Annotated in this window: 13 protein-coding genes; 12 read left to right on the top strand and 1 reads right to left on the bottom strand. The window is 50.2% G+C overall.

The features are described from left to right. The first annotated feature begins 162 nt into the window (after positions 1-162). Positions 163-5367 carry a WIAG-tail domain gene (locus MHI12_RS24535; protein ID WP_405170592.1) on the top strand — a complete coding sequence of 1735 codons (5205 nt, stop codon included), beginning with the start codon at positions 163-165 and terminating at the stop codon, positions 5365-5367. Between the two features lie 170 nt (positions 5368-5537). On the opposite strand, the gene MHI12_RS24530 is transcribed toward MHI12_RS24535, so the two are convergent. After that, a complete protein-coding gene (locus tag MHI12_RS24530) occupies positions 5538-7103 on the bottom strand; it encodes a M4 family metallopeptidase (RefSeq protein ID WP_405170591.1) in 1566 nt (521 codons plus the stop codon). A 768-nt stretch (positions 7104-7871) separates the two neighbouring features. Between MHI12_RS24530 and MHI12_RS24525 the strand changes: the two genes are divergently transcribed. The 11 genes from MHI12_RS24525 (at position 7872) to MHI12_RS24475 (ending at position 20976) form a co-directional block, all read left to right on the top strand. Further along, the gene (locus MHI12_RS24525; protein ID WP_341008770.1) at positions 7872-8828 is read left to right on the top strand and encodes a glycosyltransferase; all 957 of its coding nucleotides are present in this window, start codon (positions 7872-7874) and stop codon (positions 8826-8828) included. Positions 8829-8869: 41 nt separating this feature from the next. Continuing rightward, positions 8870-9982: a glycosyltransferase family A protein gene (locus MHI12_RS24520; protein WP_405170590.1), complete on the top strand. Its 1113-nt coding sequence runs from the start codon at positions 8870-8872 to the stop codon at positions 9980-9982. Beyond that, positions 9982-10755, top strand: a complete 774-nt coding sequence (locus MHI12_RS24515) for a glycosyltransferase family 2 protein (RefSeq protein ID WP_127547059.1) — start codon at positions 9982-9984, stop codon at positions 10753-10755. The genes MHI12_RS24520 and MHI12_RS24515 overlap by 1 nt, the downstream gene beginning before the upstream one ends. After that, on the top strand, positions 10752-11483 hold the full coding sequence (locus MHI12_RS24510) for a sugar phosphate nucleotidyltransferase (protein WP_036605812.1): 732 nt from the start codon (positions 10752-10754) through the stop codon (positions 11481-11483). The genes MHI12_RS24515 and MHI12_RS24510 overlap by 4 nt, the downstream gene beginning before the upstream one ends. A gap of 5 nt (positions 11484-11488) precedes the next feature. Continuing rightward, a complete protein-coding gene (locus MHI12_RS24505; protein ID WP_405170589.1) occupies positions 11489-13030 on the top strand; it encodes a GT-D fold domain-containing glycosyltransferase in 1542 nt (513 codons plus the stop codon). Between the two features lie 66 nt (positions 13031-13096). Beyond that, complete coding sequence (locus MHI12_RS24500; protein ID WP_405170588.1) at positions 13097-14824, top strand: glycosyltransferase family 2 protein; 1728 nt, start codon at positions 13097-13099, stop codon at positions 14822-14824. A 348-nt stretch (positions 14825-15172) separates the two neighbouring features. Next, positions 15173-15451 (top strand): glutaredoxin family protein, encoded by a 279-nt coding sequence (locus tag MHI12_RS24495; RefSeq protein WP_036605813.1) that lies wholly within the window; start codon positions 15173-15175, stop codon positions 15449-15451. 322 nt (positions 15452-15773) lie between these two features. Further along, a complete protein-coding gene (locus tag MHI12_RS24490) occupies positions 15774-17117 on the top strand; it encodes an LLM class flavin-dependent oxidoreductase (protein WP_405170587.1) in 1344 nt (447 codons plus the stop codon). A gap of 170 nt (positions 17118-17287) precedes the next feature. Next, entirely contained in the window at positions 17288-18931 is a 1644-nt protein-coding gene (locus MHI12_RS24485; RefSeq protein ID WP_405170586.1) for an ABC transporter substrate-binding protein, read from the top strand. Positions 18932-19068: 137 nt separating this feature from the next. Continuing rightward, the gene (locus MHI12_RS24480; RefSeq protein ID WP_036605816.1) at positions 19069-20001 is read left to right on the top strand and encodes an ABC transporter permease; all 933 of its coding nucleotides are present in this window, start codon (positions 19069-19071) and stop codon (positions 19999-20001) included. A gap of 60 nt (positions 20002-20061) precedes the next feature. After that, the gene (locus tag MHI12_RS24475) at positions 20062-20976 is read left to right on the top strand and encodes an ABC transporter permease (protein WP_405170585.1); all 915 of its coding nucleotides are present in this window, start codon (positions 20062-20064) and stop codon (positions 20974-20976) included. The last annotated feature ends 27 nt before the right edge of the window (positions 20977-21003 follow it).

The raw sequence follows: 21003 nt of genomic DNA, 5'->3' as shown, positions 1-21003 counted from the left end.
GCTGCCCTGACACGCCTATTTCCACGAAGATTATCGAACCTTCCTGTCTTGATGCCCGTACATTCGTGCTCTGGAATCCGCAAAAGTCATAAATGAAGTGGCAGATGCCCAGATGGAAGCATATGATGCCGGAGACGAACGTTAGAGGAAGGAGCAAGCTGCATGAGTAAAAATGGCAAAAAGAAGGTTCCGACGCCGAAACTGCGGCATGTGAGCCCGAAATACAAGGAATTGGAACTGACTGATCGCCGGGCAGATAAGATGAACTCAGGTTTCACTGTGAATAGGGAAGAACGCTTGAATACGAATAAAAGGGATTCGAGAGCTGTTCAGGAGTCGGAAGAATTCCTATTCGACTCAATGGAGCTACCTGCTTCAACAAACGAGCTGGAAGAGTTAGAGATCGAAGCCGAAATCAAGCCGGAACCCGTAGAGTCTGATAGCAAGGAAACCGAGACAGAAGATAGCTCGGATAAGCAGATTCAGGTTAGCAGCGTGGCTCCGCTTGTTCTGGAAGAAGAGGTGGGTATCATCAAACAAGAAACAACAAACAAGGACCGACTGCAGATCCTGAACCAGAACCAGATGCCGGGTCATACCGGACATTACATCTACACGGACGACTTGAGTGAATTTGCTGTTACGGAGAGCAAGTTGGCTCCTTTCTCTGTAGATGCCTCCAAGCTGAAACCGGATGCGGTTGGCAGTGAAGCATTGCAGGATTATGCGGTGACCAGCATTCACATTGCAGACGGGGCCATTGTTTCCGCGAAACTTGCGGAAGCGTCTGTATCTGAGGAGCACCTGATTGACGGTTCTGTGTCTGGTCACAAAATACGAAATGCTTCTATTGCAGGCGAGAAAATCAGAGATGGCAGTATTACTTCTCAGAAGCTTGGCAACCAGGCCATCGATTCGGCTAAAATTGCCGACGGTTCCATCAGCACAAGACATCTCAGCCGCATGCTGGTAACGGAAGAATTAATCAAAAATCATGCCGTAACTGGAGACAAGATCGCGATTAGCGGGGTGGATACAAGGCATCTCACGGGAGGAGCTGTGAATACCTCCAAACTGGCTGACGATGCAGTGACTACAACCAAAATTCGTGAAGCTGCTGTCACAGGCAGCAAAATCGAAGAACACTCCATCGAGTCTCACCATATTCAGGCAGGTGCTGTTAAACAGACACATCTGGCAGAAGGGTCTGTCGGTCGTTCACAACTATTAAATGGCAGTATTGGAAGTGACCAGATAGAGGATGGATCCATACAAACAAGACATTTGGCTGAGGGTTCATTAAGTGGAAGACATCTACTGGACGGTTCAATCGGTTCAAGCCAGATTCGAGCTCATTCCGTTGGCAAGGAGCAGATTGGCAATGGAGAAGTGGGCAGTGAGCATTTGACAGAAGGTGCAGTAACCAGTAGCAAACTGGCAGACCAGTCTGTTGGAACAGCAAAATTGCTGGAGCAGTCCATTACGGCATCCAAGATCTCTGATCAGAGCGTCATTTCTTCCAAAATTGCGGATGAAGCCGTACAGGGTAAACATCTTGCCAAAGGGTCCATTCGTGCGGAACACATTGCAAATCGGGGAATTACTCCGGTACATGTGGACAATTCCGCAATTCACTCTATTCACATTGCAAGTGGAAGCATCGAGGCAGCTCATCTATCTGCCGGAAGTGTGTCCGGAGACGCTCTTGCTGACGACGTGGTGTGTGAGCGGCATCTTGCAGAGTCGGCCGTGGGTACGTATGAATTGCAGGATGGTGCCGTTACAGACGTTAAACTCGCGGATGGAAGTGTGACAACAGAAAAGCTTGGAACGGCATCGGTGAGTAGCAGAGCGCTTGCCCCGGGAAGTGTTATATCCTCGCATCTTGCGAGTGGTGGAGTCACAGGTACACATCTGGCTCCAGGCAGCGTGGGTTCCGAGGCCCTGAGACCTTATGCAGTGAAATCGGAACACCTGACAGAACATGCCGTAGGTGTACCTCATCTTCAGCCGGGTAGTGTTGAAACGGATGCGATTGCACGGGCCGCGGTCACCACAGACAAATTGGCTATTGATAGTGTAACTTCAGCCCAGCTGGCGGGCGGGTCCATTTTTCCGCCTCATCTAACAGATCATGCGGTTACCTCCCCCAAGCTTTCACCAGAGAGTGTTGCCACAGATAAACTGGCAGATTTTGCTGTCACGTCAGCTAAACTGGCAGACGGCAGCGTGACTTCTTCCAAAATTATGGCAGAGAGTATTAACGCCAAACATATTCCAGCAGGAACCATTCGCGGGTATCACCTGAAGCAACATTCCGTTTCACTGGAACATTTGTCGGAAGAGATACGCTCACCGGAATTATTTGCTGATGGCAGTATTACCGGCAACAAACTTCGGCATGGCTCCATAAGTGCGGACCATTTGACAGCAGACTCGGTATCCGGGACAGAACTACAACCGGCTGCTGTAGGTAGCGAGCACTTGCAGCCATCCGTTGTACAATCCGTCCATCTGGCTGAAGGCAGCGTGAAATCTGACCATTTGGGGACTCAAGTAGTGAGCTCACAGCATCTGAAGCCAGACATCATTCATGAGGAGCATATTGCTGAACAGGTGGTCACATCGCATCACTTGGCACCCGGATCTGTCGAAACAGACCATCTGGCTCCTTTATCCATTACAGCGGCTCACCTTCAGCCAGGTTTGATCAGTGGTTTGCATCTTCAGGCAGAGTCGACAAGTGCTGTTCACCTGCAGCAAGGAGCTGTACATTCCCGTCATATTCAAGATGGTGAAATTCTTCCTCATCATATTCATGAACGCAGCATCGGAACGTCTCATCTGGAAGAAGAAGCGGTAAGTACGATTATTTTGCAGGATGAATCTGTGACACGCTCCAAACTAGCGACTGGTAGTGTGGATGGCAGCAAATTAGCCGCAGGAAGCGTATCGGCTACTCACATTGCCAATGAAAGTGTGCAAACCCGTCATATCCAAGAAGGCGCAATTCTTGCTGATCATATTCAAGAGTGCAGTATTGGCTCAGTTCATCTGGATGAGGAGTCTGTAAGTGCGGTTCATTTGCAAAATGGATCTGTAACAAGTGCCAAACTGGCGGATGGCAGTATCAACGGCAGCAAATTGCTTGAAGGAACCGTATCGGGGGTTCATATTGCGTCCGAAAGTGTGCAACCCGGGCATATCCAGGCTGGGGCTATTCATGCTGACCATATTCAGGAGCGGAGCATCGGCACAACCCATCTGGAGGAGGAAGCAGTAAGTGCGATTCACCTGCAAAATGGGTCTGTCATCAGTACCAAACTGGCCGACGGCAGTGTAACCGGCAGCAAGTTGATTGAAGATGCGGTGTCAGGAATCCATATCGCGTCTGAAAGTGTGCAATCCCGCCATATCCAGGCAGGAGTAATCCTTGGTGACCATATTCAGGAGCACAGCATCGGCATGCTTCACTTGGAACAGGAAGCAGTAAGTGCCATTCATCTGCAAAATGGATCTGTAACAAGTACCAAGTTGGCCGACGGCAGTGTAACCGGCAGCAAGTTGCTTGAAGGAGCCGTATCGGATATCCACATTGCAGACGATAGTGTGCAATCCAGTAAGATTCAGGCAGGAGCCATTCATGCTGATCATATTCAAGAGCGGAGCATCGGCACAGCACATTTGGAAGAGGAGTCTGTAAGTGCCATTCATTTGCAAAATGGATCTGTAACGAGTGCCAAACTGGCGGATGGCAGTATAACTGGCAGCAAGATACTCGAAGGTACGGTATCCGGAATTCATATCGCATCGGAAAGTGTGCAAACCGGGCATATTCAGGCAGGAGCTATTCATGCTGGTCATATACAGGAGCGAAGCATAGGCACAGCCCATCTGGAAGAGGAAGCAGTAAGTGCGGTTCATCTGCAAAATGGGTCCGTCACAAGTGCCAAATTGGCTGACAGTAGCATTAGCGGCAGCAAGTTGCTCGAAGATACTGTATTGGGGAGCCATATCGCATCGGAAAGTGTGCAAACTCGCCATATCCAGGCGGGAGCGATCCTTGCTGATCATATTCAGGAGCATAGCATTGGTGCGTCTCATCTGGAGGAGGAAGCAATAAGTGCAGTTCATCTGCAAAATGAATCTGTAACGAGTGCCAAACTGGCGGATGGCAGTGTGAGCAGCAGCAAACTGCTTGAAGATGCGGTGTCGGATGTCCATATTGCCAATGGAAGTGTACAATCCCGTCATATCCAAGAGAAAGCCATACATGCTGACCATATTCAAGAGCGAAGCATTGGGATCTCCCACCTCAAAGCGGAATCGGTAAGTGCGATTCACCTGCACAATGGTTCCATAACAAGTGCCAAAATGGCTGACGGCAGTGTTAACGGTAATAAATTGCTTGAAGGTGCGGTATCGGCTATCCACATAGCAGACAAAAGTGTGCAAACTCGTCATATCCAGGATGGAACCATTCTTGCTGATCATATTCAAGAACGCAGTATTCGCACAACTCATCTGGAAGAGGAAGCAGTAAGCGGGGTTCATCTGCAAAATGGTTCCGTCACAAGTGCCAAATTGGCCGATGGCAGCGTGAACGGCAGCAAACTGAGTGAGCAGAGTATTACCTCTAATCATTTGAATGCGGGGATTGTGGGTCCAGCGCATCTGAGCGAAGAGATATGGAATGCGATCCGTCAGTTCAGTGGAGAAACGCTGGAGCAACTGGCAGCTATCAAAAGACAAGAGGGATTGCTTCAACCAGAAAATGAAGGTGTACAGCAATCACAGCAGGTAATCGTCGAGGCAATACCGAGTGCTGGTCTGGAGCAACAACAAGAGCTGATATCCCAAACAGATCAGCTTGGCGAACCATCGGCAGCTTTGTTCATAACTGAGCAGGCAGATCAGGAAGACCAGGCTCAGCAACCACAGCTTGAACGGTCACAGGAGATCGTTGGAACTACGGAGTTTATGTTGAGTGAACAATCGATTACACAGGAGCATCTGTGTGACGATGCCGTGGGCAGCAACCAGTTGCAATCGGGTGCAGTTCAGGCCAAACATCTGGCCTTCCAACCCGTTCGCAGCGTAAGCAAACAACCGGTTGTACAACAATTCGGGATGGAAGCTTTTGTACTGCCAGAGAGTGAAGTATGCACAGAGGTAACTGTTGTTTTTGAAGAATCATTTGCTTCAGAACATTATGTGATTGTGGGCATGAGTAATGATCGGGGATTCCAGATTTCCCTGCTGTCGCAGAGTGAGGATGAAGCGGTACTTGAAGTGTCACGTACGGCAGATTGCAAGCATACGTACGGGTTGTTGTCATGGATTGCTGCGGGACCTTCGCAAGGATAGTGCAGGATTGTATCCGTAATACACAAATGACAAAAGCGGTGTCCAGAGTTGTCCGGGACACCGCTTTTGATTGATATCAGCTTGATCCGTTCGGACGGTGAGGGGTGTCTGAACGTTTTGTTACCATTATGATAAGTACATTATAAGTTCAACTACAATAAAATAAGATTTTACAGGCCTACAGCTTGATACGCTTTGGTAATAGCAGTAGCTTCAGCGGAAGTTGCTCCGTACAGATCTTTGGCTGCTTGAATGGTAGCTGTTTTGGCAGCGGCAAATTTGGACGTTGGTGTCAGGTAGTTCACCAGTGTGCTGTAGAAAATCTGGATCGCTTTATCCCGACCGATTCCGGTAACAGTCACACCATTATGTGTTCCGCCTTGAGCAGCAAGGAAATAGGCTTTATTGATGATACCACTGTTGATATGGACACCGCCGTTGTCCTGTGTGCCTGTGTAGCGATCGCTGTATTTGTCAGGTTGACCATACAATGTAGGGTTGGAGAGGGAGCGTAGGGCATCTCCTGGAACGTTAGGTGTGTAGATATCATCACCAAGCAGCCAGTTTTTGCTTTGGATCGTATTACCGAAAATATCGGCAAAGGCTTCATTGAGTGCACCTGGTTCATTGCGATATTCCAGATTGGCTGTATATTCAATAACACCATGCGTCAATTCATGACCCACAACATCCAGATCACCAGACAGGGATCGGAACGTTGTTCCATCTCCGTCACCAAAGACAATCTGTGCCCCGTTCCAGAAGGCGTTATTGTAATTGGAGCCGTAGTGCACGGTTGATCTGATCAACAATCCGTTACCATTAATACCGTTACGGTTGAATTTGTTTTTGTAGAAATCATACGTAGCAGCCGCATGAGCGTGAGCATCTACACCTGCACGATCAGTCCATACATTATCCGAATCTGTGAGCAAGCTACCAGGCAGTGAGGAGCCATTGTTCGCCGTGTACGTTTGGATGCCATTGCCACGAGTGGTGTCTTTCAGTTGGAAGGTGCTGCCGGATTGGGTGGTTGTCAGGGTTTTGGTATCACCAAGCACACCTGTACCTGTTCCGGTGGCAAAATTAATGAGGTCAAACTGGGATACGATACTGCCATCCACTGCGTTAATGAAATATTTGGTCCGTAGAGGGGCAGGTTCCAGTACGTTTACTTCCGTAATGTAAACCAGATACGTCTGACCATCTTCTTCATGATGATAGATGTTCAATTCAGCTTGAGGTGTGATTTCCGCGGCGCCAAGCTCTCCAATCCGGGAGGTTGCTTCTTCGGTTGCAATCTGGATCGCGTCTTCTCCGCTGATCTCGGCTACACCATCATTCGGAATGGCCTGCTCTTCAATCGGTGGAAGATCGCCAAGTGCGGAGCTCACGGCTCCGGTTTTGTCCAGGTGGACCGTCTGTTCTGCACCATAAACCGGAATACCTTTAATATACTGTTTCAGGCGGAAGTGTCTTACGCCAGATGTATCTGTGTTTCTTTTAACAATTTTGAGCTGGGATTTCACATCGGAATTCAGGAATTGTTCCTGCTGTCCAAGATAATTAAAGATAGTGTCATCTGTTCCACTGTTCAATGGAATACCCTCCTCAGAGGCATAAGGGGCCTGCAGTGGAATGGATTGATCAGACACTGGAGCTGCAGTAGCAGAGGATACGGAAGCGAGCAAAAGAGCTCCTCCAAGAATTGTTGGCATAACTTTGGCGAATTTCATAGTAAACTCTCCCATTCTTAAATTATTTTTTTGTTGGAAATTATCATGCCAATCTCGGTTGGAATTCCGTCTGCAACTTGGGCAGCGCGGAGCGTGGGGCTGAACCTGAAGCGTGGAATGAGACAAGAAACGATTGGAACAAAATCGGCTTGGCCTTTAGCTCGGGAAGTGTTAAGCACGACACCAAACAAAAAGGATAACCGTTTATTCAGTTCAACCCGAAGGTTTAATCGTCTATTGTGTTCCTCTTTCAGAAAGCCGGGGGTTGTCCAATTGCGCAGGTAGAAGATACGTTCACGGAAAACTGGGGTGTTCAATCCGGGTTTGCGTAAATGACAAAAGCAGTGTGTTCTGAACGGCATCACTCCTCTCAAGAGTAAAATGTATCTGCTTAACAGGTTCTGTGAATGAGGTCATAATCTAATCAACCTAAGGTCAATAAATTGATTAAAAAAATATAGGGGAACTTACGTTCACCACAAGGTTATTTTTGTAAATAAAACTGCTTGGAACGTATATTATCACAATGTAAAACTTTGGAAAAGATACAAATTTAGATTTTTGTTAAAATTGTGTCTGAAGTAGGGGAGAGGTAGCGTTTTTCACATAATTTGACGTATTTTGTCTAAAAGCAAGGCCTGTACCCTCGTGTTCACAGGGAGAACCTGCTTCGTGCAAGGACAAACGCCGTTTCCACTGCTCCACGAATACATAGAATAACGTGTACTCCCTTGGCATGCCGATGATCGAATGCGGGAGGTGAAACTGTTGCGCAAAACCCGTACCACAGCACGTTATGCAACCCGATCCAATGTGACACGAAGAAAAACAGTGCTGAAGAAACGAAGATGGAAGTCTGGACACAAAAAGGGTACAAAGGCCTATACGTTCGTTATTTCATCCAAACAGCTGATGTCACAGGCTAAGGATGGAGTAGAGAATGGAGCGGAAAATGGCATGAGTGATGCTCCTTCACACAGGGATGTTTCTCAGCGACCGATGCTCTCGGTCATTATCCCTGCTATGAATGAGGAGAAAAGGATTGGTGCAGTTGTACGTGAAGCGCTGCGGATATGCCGTGATGCTGAAGTGCTTGTCGTTGTGAATGGTTCAACAGACGGTACGGCTAACGCAGCCAAACGGGCTGGAGCACGAGTGCTCACGTATGCCGAAGCGCTGGGGCATGATGGAGGACGAAAAGTAGGCGCAGCGGAGGCGCGCGGTCAGGTGTTGCTATTTACTGATGCAGATATCGCAATTCCCGCAGAGCACCTTGCACCTTACGTGAAGGCTGTGCTGAAGGGAACGGATGTGGCGCTTAACGACTACCATGGGCCGGTCACTCATCATCCCGTTCATCCGGTAGTGGAGGCCAAACACATGTTGAACAGCATACTCGCAAGATCCGATCTCCGGGGGGCATCCATGACAGCTATTCCACATGCAATAAGCCGAAAAGGACTTGAGGTCATGGGAATATCCTCACTTGAAGTTCCGCCACTCGCACAAGCCAAGGCAGTGATCGGCGGACTTCGGGTACGCGCTGTTCATCACGTACCTGTGGGTAGAATGAATGCAGTACGAATCAAGAAGCGAAGCGGACCTGATCCGCTAAGTCAAGTGGTACTGAATGATCATATGGCAGCAATCAAGTGGATTACGGATACGCTCGGTCCCCGCGGAGGTTATACCGATCTGCAACGTGTTCGCAACCTGGCGAGGTAAGCATGTCGCATCGGATGATGCAGCATGCTGGAGGTGAGGAAATGAAGGGACGTTCAGGGGTTGTCCGCCGCAGGCGGACAACAAGTAGACAAACGACAGCAGGAAGAACAGTAATGAACAAGCGTCATAGGAACAAGAAACATGTAGATATTCAAAAAAAAAGAAAAAGCCGAGCAAAGTCTGGCCAAGTAGATCTGCACTTGATGTGGAAAGCGGGGCAAGTTGCAGGAAGCGAGGCAAAGGCGAACAACACAGTATCAGAAGAACATGCACGTCTCGTATGGAATGCACACGCGGCGAACGTTGCGGAGCTAAGCAATTTCGAGCTAGCCCTGAGAGCAGGTAAGACATTTATGCAGGGTTATGCTCAGGCCTCGGGACATTCATTCCAGATCGTGCCACTACCTCTTCGTCATTCGGCTGCTGCCATTGTCTGTGCCTGTAATGAAGAACACACACTGGGGCAGGTGTTATTGCAACTAAAGCGGTTACCTCTGACGGATATTATTGTGGTACTGAATGGAACGACAGATGACAGTTTGAAACAGGTACTAAGGCAGCCGGGACTTACAGTAATCTATGAACCGGATCGGGCAGGACATGATGTGGGCCGGGCACTTGGAGCCAAGATGACGGATGCGGAGACGGTACTTTTTGTGGATGGAGATATGGTCGTCTCGGCTGAACAGCTTGCACCCTTTCTGTTCGCGGTTGATCGGGGACAGGATGTGGCGTTGAATAATCTGACGTCTTTGCTTCCTGCGTTTGCAGGGCAGGATGAGGTAAGCCGGATCAAAGCATATCTGAACCGAACATTAGGCAGGGCAGATCTTGGTTCCAATTCCATGACAGCCGTGCCTCATGCATTATCTCGTCGTATGATTCAGATGGTGAAGCCAGCATCACTGGCCGTTCCACCTAAGGCACAAAGTCTAGCTATTCAGCATGGAATGAACGTCTCGGCACCAAGTCAGGTGGATGTTATTCGTTCCAATCGGTTGCGTCCTGGTAACACGGGAAGTGGGAATGATGTCGCCAGATTGATTATCGGAGATCATCTGGAGGCACTGGCTACATTGCTGGGTACAGGTTGGAATCCAGCCCAGGCACATACACTCTCCCGTGTAGAAGTGGCTTACAGGAGGAACGCCTAATGACACTGACGAGTATGATTATCCCAACTTACAATGGGCTGGATCTGATCAGGCCCTGCATCGATGCCATACGTCAATACTCGGGCGATCCTGCGTCATATGAAATTATCGTGGTAGATAACGGTTCGACGGATGGAACGGCTGAATATTGTGCGCTGGAGCGAATTCGATTTGTAAGGTTCCCGGACAATCGGGGGTTTCCGGCAGCGTGTAACGCTGGACTTCGTGCAGCTTGCGGGGATGAGCTGTTGCTGTTGAACAATGATGTTACGGTCACGCCCCGTTGGCTGGAGAACCTTCGAACAGCTCTGTACAGTGACGCAAGTATTGGGATCACGGGTCCTGTTACGAATTATGCAAGCGGCATCCAGCAGATTGAACTGGCGTTTCGGGATATGGAACATTTTCAGGAGTTGGCCAATTCCAATAATATTGCAGATTCTTCAAGGTGGAGAGAAGTGCGCCGGATCGTCGGTCTGTGCATGCTGATGAAACGAGATGTCGTGGAATCGGTTGGACTGCTAGACGAGGCATATTCTCCGGGACACTATGAGGATGACGATTATTGTTATAGAGCAAGATTGCAGGGATATCGTCTGCTGGTATGTGGAGATGTTCTCGTGCATCATCAGGGAAGTGCCAGCTTCCAGAAGACAGATCCGGTAGCGTGGAAGCAGCTGCTTGAGCGTAATCGTTCGATTTTTATGAACAAATGGCATGTCGATCCGCTTGAATATATGGACATATCCGATGAAGGAGGGAACGTGGAATGAAAGGTGTAATTCTTGCCGGCGGAACAGGAACTAGACTGTATCCGCTGACCCGGCTCATTAACAAACATCTGCTTCCAGTCGGTAAACATCCGATGATTATGTATGGCATCGACAGGCTCCGCCAGGCAGGCATTGATGAACTATTGATTGTGATCAACAAACATTCCGCCGGGTTATATACAGAGTATCTTGGTGGCGGAGCAGATCATGGTGTGAAGTTGACTTATCGCATTCAGGAAAAGGCAGGCGGGATTGCGGAAGCGTTGGATCTGGCGACTTCCTTTATTCTTCCTGGCGAAAAATTTGTAGTGCTTCTCGGTGATAATCTCTTCAGCGATGATCTGAAGCCTTATGTGGACCGTTACATGCAGCAACCTGCTGGTACAGCGCGAGTTCTGCTCAAAGAGGTGGATGATGCACGACGTTACGGGGTGCCTGTTTTTGATCCAAAGCATCCAGAGCGAATCTCGTACATTGAGGAGAAGCCAAGCCAGCCGAAAACCTCTTATTGTGTGACGGGCATATACATGTATGACGATCATGTATTTAACCTGATTCGCAACATTGCGCCGTCTGCGCGCGGAGAACTTGAAATTACGGATGTGAATAATCACTACGCGTCTGCTGGAGGACTGGAATACGACATTTTGCAGAAATACTGGAGTGATGCAGGTACATTTGAATCGCTCCAGGAAGCAGCTGTCCGTATGAAAGGACAATTGCCCTAAAATATATGCGACTGATGCTGCCGCTGTGCGGTGCCCCATGGGAGCAGAACACTCTGCGCCGGAGCTGGAAGGATGCTCCGGCGCTTTGCGCAGCGACAATCCTCGTGCATGCCAAAGGAGGGAATGGCGTGAGAGTAGTGACACGCACCGGGCCCGCTAGGGCCTCCGTGTCGGGTAAGCCCCGGGGCATCCACCCGGCCGTATTTATGGGCAGTGGCACTCCGACAGCAGCAGGTACAGGGTCTGCTGGAGTCAGAGGTGTGAAGTCAGGGAAACGTAGTACCCTGACCAAAGCGGGTACATCTGCAGGCGCAGCGCATAAGGCTGCTGCAAGGAAAGCGAGCAGCACAGGCAGTGTTGTTGGCAGAGCAGGCAAAGCTGGCTCTGCGAGTGCGAGCAGAGCGGCAAGAGCCAGCCGCACCGGCAAAGGCAAAGCCGGCCTGCGCCGGGCCACTGCTGGGCGCAGGCCGGCATCAGCGCGAGGCCGGCGTGCCGCTGCCCGCGCCAAGCAGCGCACGGCGATGCGCCGTGCGCCCATGCCAGCACCGCAAGCCAGCACGCCACAGGCGATGCCTGCCAGCGGTGCTGGCCCCGCCCCGCGCCAGGCGACACACCCGAAGGGTGTCGCCCCCGCGGGGCGTGGAGGCGCTGCCGGCGCGAAGGCGGGCAGCGCGAAGGGCTTGCCGTCTCCGCCCGCGGAGCACGCAGTGCAGGCGGAGGCCGTGCCCGGCGGCTACGCCGAGGGCTACCGCGACGGCGTATTCGCCGGCGGGGAGGCGCTGGTGGCGCAGCACATCCCGCCGGATCACATTCTGCCTGCCGTGGCGGCGGCAGATCTGATCGCGGCGGGATTCCGCCAATATGCGCCCAGCCTGGCCCGGCTGTCCAGCCCTCATGAGATGGCTGGACACATCACGGCGGCGCTGGATGCGCAGCGCCCCTTGTCTGTCGTTCGCCTCGGAGATGGCGAACTGCTCACGCTGGCAGCCGATACGGTGCTGCCAGGCCAGGAAGTGCAGGAGCTGGCACCGTTTCTGCCCTATGCAGGGGTGCCAAGCTCAACGCCAGACATCCGCGCGATGCTTGCGGAAGCCATACAGGCCGCCGACTGGGTTGGCGTGCCGATCTCGCGGGCGCCGACATTCCAGGGGCTGTTATTCCCGGTATTGCGCTACTTCGGGATCGACTGGTCCCGGCTGAAATTGACCAGTTCCACGATCAATTACAGTCTGCATCAGTCCGGCCTGGTGTTGCCCTTGCTGCAAGGACGGCGGGTTCTGCTCATAGGTAGCCAGGCACCAGAGCTTGCGGCACTGCTGCATAACCGGGGGATTCATGTCACAGGCATCATTGGTTCTGTGGCAGGAGTTATGGATATACCGAGGGTGATGCAGCAAACCGCAGAACATGCTTTTGATATCGCGTTGGTGGCGGCGGGAATTCCGGCGGTCATTCTGTGTCGGCGAATTGCAGGTGAACTCGGCAAGGTCGCTCTGGATTTTGGACATTTGGCTGACAAACTGGTAACAGGAGAGCTTCAACTCTAGTGGACCGTCCGGGGGCTGGTCATGTGCGTGTTAGCCTCACGGACAAGTGGAAATGGAGGGAGCAACATGAACACACCCGATCAACAGCGCGGGGAAGAACGTCATGGTCGTAACAACAAGGTTAATGCTCGAAACGTTGTCCGTCGAAAGGGTTACAGTCATCTGAATATCATTCCAAATATCAGCACTCACAGTGACAACAGCCGCAGTGAAAACAACAGGAATGGTAGCATAAGCAGCGAAAAAAAAGCGGCCCGCCGTGCCACACAACACGATGTCTCGCGATCTGACATGGCAGTCCTGCATGCAGCAGGTCGTCGCTCAATACGGAAATCCAGACGTAAAGGCAAAAGCAGGCGCACAGCGAAAGGCGCCAGGCTCTACAAACAGGGGTATACCAGAGGGTACAACGAAGGTGTCCGCCAGGGACAGAGCTCGTTTGGTCTTGTTTTTGAAGGAGTTAGCATCATTATCCCCACGTACAATCAGCGGGAGTATGTGCTGCAATGTGTGTCCAGTATCGAAAAGCATACGCCTGCTCCCTACGAAATCATTGTCGTGGATAATGCCTCCAAGGATGGAACTGCCGAGGCCATGCGCCGCAAAGGCGGCATGGTGAGAGTTGCTGCCCTGGATCAGAACCGGGGGTTTGCCGGAGGTGTCAATCATGGGCTGATGATGGCGAGAGGACGACATATCATCGTGCTGAACAACGATACGCTCGTTACTCCAGGTTGGCTGGATAACATGATGACTTGTCTTGCCAGTGATCCGAAGGTTGGTGTGGTGGGTCCGGTGACCAACTATATTGGTGGGGATCAGCAGATTGAGGTTCCGTACCGTGAGGTAGAAGAGATGTGGTCTTTTGCCGCCACACATAATCGTCCGGATGCAGATAAACATCGAATAACCGATCGTCTGGTCGGGTTCTGCTGGTTGTTCTCACGGGAGCTGCTGGAACGGGTAGGTTATCTGGACGAAGGGTACGCGGTGGGCAATTTCGAAGATGATGACTGGATCATTCGGGTGAAGCTGGCAGGATACCAGCTTGCGGTAGCCGGGGATGCTTTTATCCACCACTTCGGAAGTGTCAGTATGAAAGCCTTGGGTGAGCAAGACTTTGCTGTAGTGAATAAGGATAACGAGCAATTTTATAGCCAAAAGTGGGGAGATCCCCATGCGCTGGTTGCCGAAACCTGCCGCTTGGCTAGACAACAAACCTCTGGTACCCCATCCGGTCAACAAGAGGAGGGTGACACAAACCCAATGGATCCGCGTCAGCGAATCTCAACGCAGGGTAGCCAAGATCCAGCATTACAGTTCAGACACAGTTATGACTTCTACCCGGAAGGTTCGTTCCTGTCCGATGCCAAAGGAGATGTCTATACTTTAACCGGCGGTCGGCGGCGTAAGTTGAACATCCCTGTACCGCGTGGAATATCTCCTGTTCAGGTTGCCAAACCGGACCTGCTCGCCATTCCTGCCGGAGAAGCACTGATATCAGCGGGGGACGTGCATGGATGGCCGAGGGAATCACAACAGGTGCATACGACAGCGGTTCATGGTTCTCACCATGGCTGGGCAGAAGGAAGTATTGTTGCCGCAGTGGACGCACCCGAGATTCGATATCAGATCAGCGGAGACAAGCGGAGACGATTTGTTTCGGTCTATGCGGCAGAACGTTGGGGTGTACATTCTGGGCATATTATCAGCGTGTCTGCGGACCAACTGAATTCGATGGAAGAAGGCTGGCCCATTATCGCCCCACCTCAGCTCTTGAACCCCGATCTGTAATGTCAGGCGATCTGTTTATGCGAATCAGCAGCATGATGCGGAATGGAAAATGTAGCGGTACCCTGTGTAATCGCTCTGATTCATTCCGCATCCGAATATTACATATGAGTTGGTAGCTAGACTAGTGAAAGCGATTCATTTCTCTAAAATGCTTCATCTTTCAAATTTATAATTTAATCTTTCTATTTGGTTATAGGTTTATTCTATTAGCAGATCCATTGACGCAGGAAGGGCACGGGAGTACATTTAGAGCCATAATTCTTATTTAACAGATGGGAATTGAAGGTCTAGGGCGTTCATAGTTAATCACCCAGACCTTGATCTTAAAACCAATCAGGAGGTATGTCGATGTCATCATCAACCAAAAAAGTCGTGCTGTGGAGCAAAACAGGCTGTCATTTCTGCGGGGAAGTGAAAGCATTTCTGACAGAGCGAAACCAGCCTTTTGAGAACATTGAAGTGCAGGGCAATGACGTGCTGCGTGATGTGCTTGAAGCAAAATATGGCATTCGGCATGTACCTGTCATTGAAGTGGGAGGGGACGGCAAGTTTGAAGCCTTGCTGGAACCTGATCTGGAGAAGCTGGCTGAACTTCTGGCACGAGCGGACGAAGCGGCAGCAGTCTAACGGGAGTTGATATATACCTTTGGAGCAAGCCGTTCCGGCTGCTGCATGATGCAAGATCGCATTTGTACAGCAGCCGGAACGTTCATAAGTTATAGCTCTCTTGGGATGTAAATGGTCTTATTTACATCTTCAATGTTCATATAGAAAAAATCTATTAGTCACGCTGTTGACCCTTTTACGGGGCAGTGATAAGATTTGTGAAATTAAAACAAACCAAACTCATAGGAATAGTTAACTTTTAAGTTGTTTTGTATACGTAATCAGTTCAGTTGGCCCTTGATCATTCTTTTGAAGATTCTAAACCAAGGAAGGCGGAGTGCATATGACAGCGAAACGCAGTTTGAAATTTGGAGCCATTATTCATGGGGTTGGAGGAAGCAACACCACATGGAGACACCCGGAGGTTCTGTCGGATGCCAGCGTTAACTTTGGATTCTACAAACGTCAGGCACTGAAAGCGGAGGAAGGCAAGTTCGATCTGGTCTTTATCGCAGACGGCCTGTATATTACCGAGAAATCCATTCCGCATTTCCTCAATCGCTTCGAACCAATCAGTATCCTCTCCGCTTTGGCTGCCGTTACTTCACGCATTGGATTGGTGGGTACCCTCTCGACATCCTATAGTGATCCGTTCACCGTAGCCAGACAGTTCGGTTCCCTCGATCAGATCAGTGATGGCCGTGCAGGCTGGAACGTCGTGACTTCTCCGCTGGAAGGTACAGCGAAGAACTATAGTAAGAGCAGTCACCCTTCGCATCCGGAACGTTATCGCATTGCCGCGGAATATTTACAGGTAACCAAAGGGTTGTGGGACTCTTGGGAAGATGATGCCTTTGTAAGAGACAAAGAGAGCGGTGTATTCTTCGATCCATCCAAGCTGCACACGCTTAATCATGAAGGAGAGTTTTTTTCCGTACAAGGTCCGCTCAATATTGCCCGTTCACGGCAAGGACAGCCGGTGATTTTCCAGGCAGGTTCATCGGAAGATGGAAAAACGCTGGCGGCACAAGAAGCGGATGCAGTATTCACCGGGCACGACAGTATTGAAGATGCACAGGCATTTTATAAGGATGTCAAAACACGAGCGGCTTCCTATGGACGTTCTTCACAGGATATTGTTATTCTGCCAGGCATCAATCCTATTGTTGGACGGACGGAAGAGGAGGCTGAACAGAAATATCAGGAAATCGCAAGCTTGGTCACGATTGACAAAGCATTGGATTACCTGGGACGTTTCTTCGAACATCATGATTTCTCCCAATATCCATTGGATGAACCGTTCCCGGAGCTGAATGGCATTGGAAGCAACAGCTTCCGCAGTGGAACCGACAAGATCAAGAAGGATGCCAAAGAGCAAGGATTGACCTTGCGTGAAGTGGCTCTGCGGGCAGCAACACCACGCAGCAAATTCCTGGGCACACCGGAGCAGGTCGCTGACAAGATTCAGGAATGGTTTGAGACGGAAGCAGCGGATGGTTTCATTATTGCTTCGGAGCTGCCAAGTGGATTGTCTGATTTTGTGGAACTGGTTGTTCCGATTCTGCAAGAACGCGGTCTGTATCGTACGGACTATGAACACGATACATTGCGAGGTAACCTTGGGGTACAGATTCCGGTTAACCGTTATACGGCTGCGAAGAAGCAAGTTGTATCTGATTTGGCATAACGGATAGGGAGCGAACGAGCATTTGATTTTGTCTGTTGTGTTCTCCAAACAGTAATAAAGTAATTACTACGTTTCGTACTACCTTAAAACCGACTTAACTCATAGGATATATAGAGTATTGGTATAAACATCAATTTAATGACACCTGTATACACAGAGGGGGAAGCGATATGAACAGGTCTATCTCATGGATGAAATATATGGCATTGGCAGCAGTATTGGTGATGGTATTATCCGGTTGCGGAGCGGCGGGAGGCAGCACGAACAGTACGGCACAGGCATCAGGCGGGGGGCAGGCCGGGCAAGCCGAAGGAGGCAACCTGACTTTTGCACTTGCAACTTCACCCGATACGCTGGACCCTCATCGCAGTGGGCTTGCCGTAACGGTACGTGCCATCCGGACGATCTACGACAATCTTGTCGTGCAGCTGCCTGATGGTTCCATCAAACCGTGGCTTGCCACGGAATGGAGCGTATCCGAGGACGGCAAGAGTTATACGTTCAAGCTGCGTGAAGGCGTGAAGTTCCACGATGGTACACCTTTTAATGCGGAAGCCGTGAAATACAATCTGGACCGGGTGATTGACCCGGCCACCAAAGCTGCCAATTCTCTAGCCCTGATTAGACCCTATAGCTCCTCCGAGGTCATTGATGAATATACGATCAAGGTAAATCTGGAATCACCATCGCAAGCTTTTCTTGGCAATTTAAGTCAGGCGCTGCTGGGAATCGTATCCCCTACGGCTGCTCAAAAATATGGAGACCAATTAGGTAAAAATCCGGTGGGCACAGGTCCGTATACCTTTGTGAAATGGGATGAAAATGCGGATATCGTCGTTGCCAAAAACAAGGATTACAACTGGGGACCTGAGACGGTTGAAAATAAAGCCGCGCCCCATGTGGATACGATTACATTCAAGATTGTACCGGAAGAAGCGACGCGCATCGGAAGTGTACAGAGTAGTCAGGTACTCGCTGCCGAGACGGTTCCACCGCAAAATATCGCTGCATTGAAAAACGATCCGAACCAGCAACTATTGCAGGCTAACACGGTGGGATTGCCATATACACTCTTTTTCAATCTGCGCAAAGCGCCTTGGGATGATGTGAAAGTAAGGCAGGCGGTACAATCCGCCGTAGATGTGGAATCGATTGTCAAAACATTGTATCTGGGCAACTACGAACGAGCATGGTCTGCACTGTCTCCTGGAATCCTGGGTTATGATGCATCGCTGGAAGGAAGCATCAACCCGGACATCAACAAAGCCAATCAGCTGCTCGATGAACAAGGCTGGGTGAAAGGCGCTGACGGCATTCGTGCCAAAGACGGCCAAAAGCTGACTCTACGGTATGTCGATGGTTCGCCCAATCGGGAGAAACGCAATGACATCGCCGCCATTATCCAACAACAGTTGAAACAGGTTGGCATTGCTGTTGAAGTCGAGATTACAAAAGACGTAGCAACAGTCATCTATCAGAACTGGGATTATGATCTCTATGGCAACAGTCAGGTCAATTCTGATCCCAATGCCTTGTACGCTTTCTATCATACGAGTGCAGAGGGCGAGCGTCCGACATTGTCCGGTTTGTCTGATCCGAAGATCGATGAACTGTTAGAGCAGGGAGCGGTCGAGACGGATCCTGATAAACGTGTTCAGATCTATAATCAAATCCAGCAATACCTGATTGAGCAAGCGGTAATTCTGCCGATCTATGTATTCCCGTATACCGTCGCTGCATCCAAAAAGGTCGAAGGCATCAAGTTTGATTCATTGGGGTATCCACTCTTTAACGACGTTCGCATTCAGCCCTAACAGAGGTTGTTCAAAAAGTCCACTTTTGATTGCGAGTCATGCCTAATGGCATGATCAGCATCGAATATGAAAACTGGTCTTTTTGAACACGCACTATAGGAACGACCAATCCAGATTCAGGAAGGAGATATCCCGGTATGGTTCAAACGATACTGTCACGACTCGCAACATCGCTTCTGGTTATTTTCGGAGCTTCGGTGCTGGTGTACTGCATCATGTATCTCCTGCCGGGTGATCCGGTTCTGCTCATGCTGGACCCGTCCTCGGCTACCCCGGAGATGATCGAGAATCTACGGGTTCAGCTAGGACTGGATCAACCGTTTTATATCCAGTTTGCGAACTATTTCGGTGATATGCTGCGTGGAGATTTCGGTAAATCAATGATCAATTCGGATCCGGTTTTGCCAAAAATACTGGAACATTTTCCAGCGACACTGGCTTTGACCGCACTCAGTTCAATCATTGCCATCACGATTGGAATTACACTTGGTGTATTGTCTGCGATTCATCGCAATGGCGTGATTGATTTCGTCGCCAGGCTCGTTGGACTGTTCGGCATTTCCATGCCAACCTTCTGGACGGGAATTCTGCTCATCCTGTTATTTTCAGTACAGCTTGGCTGGTTCCCGGCGATGGGTTCCGACGGATTCAGTTCACTGGTTCTTCCCGCGGCTACGCTGGGTCTCGTGGGCGCAGGTTTTATCGTACGGATGGTGCGGAACAGCATGCTGGAAGTGATCAATGAACCGTTTATCGTGGCGTTACGGGCCAAAGGGCTTTCGGAACGTGCCATCATGTATGGTCATGCACTGCGTAATGCCCTTATTCCTGCTGTAACGGTAATCGGCATGCTGATTGGTGATCTGCTCGCGGGAACCGTTGTGGTGGAGACCGTCTTTTCTAGACAGGGGATCGGCCGAATTATTGCGGATGCGCTAATGGCTAAGGATCTGCCCGTGGTGCAAGGCGTTGTTTTCTTTACATCCATTATCTATGTGGTCTTGAATTTGCTGGTGGATATCTCGTATTCGTACATTGATCCCCGGGTTCGGCGTGCAGTCCGAACATGATGACAGCCGGAACAGTCAGAAGTGTCCTGACGCGGAGTATGGAAGGAGGAGTTGTTGCTTATGAGCATGAAACCTTTGGTTGGTGACAAAAAAGTATGGGCGGGCGTAGGACGTATACGTCTGTGGAATCGCCGCCCTTGGCGTTATCGCGTTTCACTCGCGGTATCCCGATTATTCTTTTATGCAGCATTGCTGGTGGTCGTGTTTACCGTGGCATGTGCGATTGTGCCGGGTTGGATTGCTCCTTATGATCCAACTCAGATGATGACGGATGCCATTCTGCAGGCTCCTTCTGCTGCGCACCTGTTCGGGACGGACTATTTTGGCAGGGATATCTTCAGTGTAGTTGTGCATGGAAGCCGAGATTCGCTGCTCATTGGATTTGCTTCCGTTCTTGTGGGCGGTATTGTCGGTAGTGCGCTTGGTATTATCTCCGGTTATGCCGGAGGAATTGTTGATACCATCACGATGCGGGCTGTTGATATTCTGATGGCTGTACCCGGCGTGCTCCTTGCATTGTCTGTTGCAGCTGCTCTCGGGCCAGGACTGATGAACATTGCACTGGCTGTTGCGGTTTCCTCCATTCCGGGCTACGCACGGGTGATGCGTGGGCAGGTCATATCAGTTAAAGGTCTGCCTTTCATTACAGCGACACGTTCACTGGGCGGTTCCAATACACGTATTTTCTGGAAACATGTACTGCCACATTCGTTGTCACCCTTGCTGGTCATGGCTACGCTGGGTGTAGGGACATCGATCCTTACGGGCTCCGGACTCAGTTTTCTGGGACTTGGGGTGTTGAAGGAAATACCGGATTGGGGCGCATTGCTCTCACAAGGTAGAGGTTATCTGACGGTTGCCTGGTGGATCTGTACGTTCCCGGGGCTGGCGATCACTTTGTTTGTACTGGCGGTTAATCTGATTGGAGACGATATTCGCGATCGGCTGGACCCCAAAGTAAAAGGAGCGGCTTGACCGCTATTCCAAAATATAAGAATTTAT

It is taken from the genome of Paenibacillus sp. FSL H8-0280 (assembly GCF_045040665.1).
Classification (GTDB): domain Bacteria; phylum Bacillota; class Bacilli; order Paenibacillales; family Paenibacillaceae; genus Paenibacillus; species Paenibacillus xylanexedens_A.
This window is presented reverse-complemented; position numbering and strand designations above follow the sequence as displayed.

Bases quoted from the DNA above. Each gene is read 5' to 3' on its own strand.
- MHI12_RS24535 (WP_405170592.1), top strand. From the start codon at position 163: ATGAGTAAAAATGGCAAAAAGAAGGTTCCGACGCCGAAACTGCGGCAT.
- MHI12_RS24530 (WP_405170591.1), bottom strand. From the start codon at position 7,103: ATGAAATTCGCCAAAGTTATGCCAACAATTCTTGGAGGAGCTCTTTTG.
- MHI12_RS24520 (WP_405170590.1), top strand. From the start codon at position 8,870: ATGAAGGGACGTTCAGGGGTTGTCCGCCGCAGGCGGACAACAAGTAGA.
- MHI12_RS24515 (WP_127547059.1), top strand. From the start codon at position 9,982: ATGACACTGACGAGTATGATTATCCCAACTTACAATGGGCTGGATCTG.
- MHI12_RS24510 (WP_036605812.1), top strand. From the start codon at position 10,752: ATGAAAGGTGTAATTCTTGCCGGCGGAACAGGAACTAGACTGTATCCG.
- MHI12_RS24505 (WP_405170589.1), top strand. From the start codon at position 11,489: ATGCGACTGATGCTGCCGCTGTGCGGTGCCCCATGGGAGCAGAACACT.
- MHI12_RS24500 (WP_405170588.1), top strand. From the start codon at position 13,097: ATGAACACACCCGATCAACAGCGCGGGGAAGAACGTCATGGTCGTAAC.
- MHI12_RS24495 (WP_036605813.1), top strand. From the start codon at position 15,173: ATGTCATCATCAACCAAAAAAGTCGTGCTGTGGAGCAAAACAGGCTGT.
- MHI12_RS24490 (WP_405170587.1), top strand. From the start codon at position 15,774: ATGACAGCGAAACGCAGTTTGAAATTTGGAGCCATTATTCATGGGGTT.
- MHI12_RS24485 (WP_405170586.1), top strand. From the start codon at position 17,288: ATGAACAGGTCTATCTCATGGATGAAATATATGGCATTGGCAGCAGTA.
- MHI12_RS24480 (WP_036605816.1), top strand. From the start codon at position 19,069: ATGGTTCAAACGATACTGTCACGACTCGCAACATCGCTTCTGGTTATT.
- MHI12_RS24475 (WP_405170585.1), top strand. From the start codon at position 20,062: ATGAGCATGAAACCTTTGGTTGGTGACAAAAAAGTATGGGCGGGCGTA.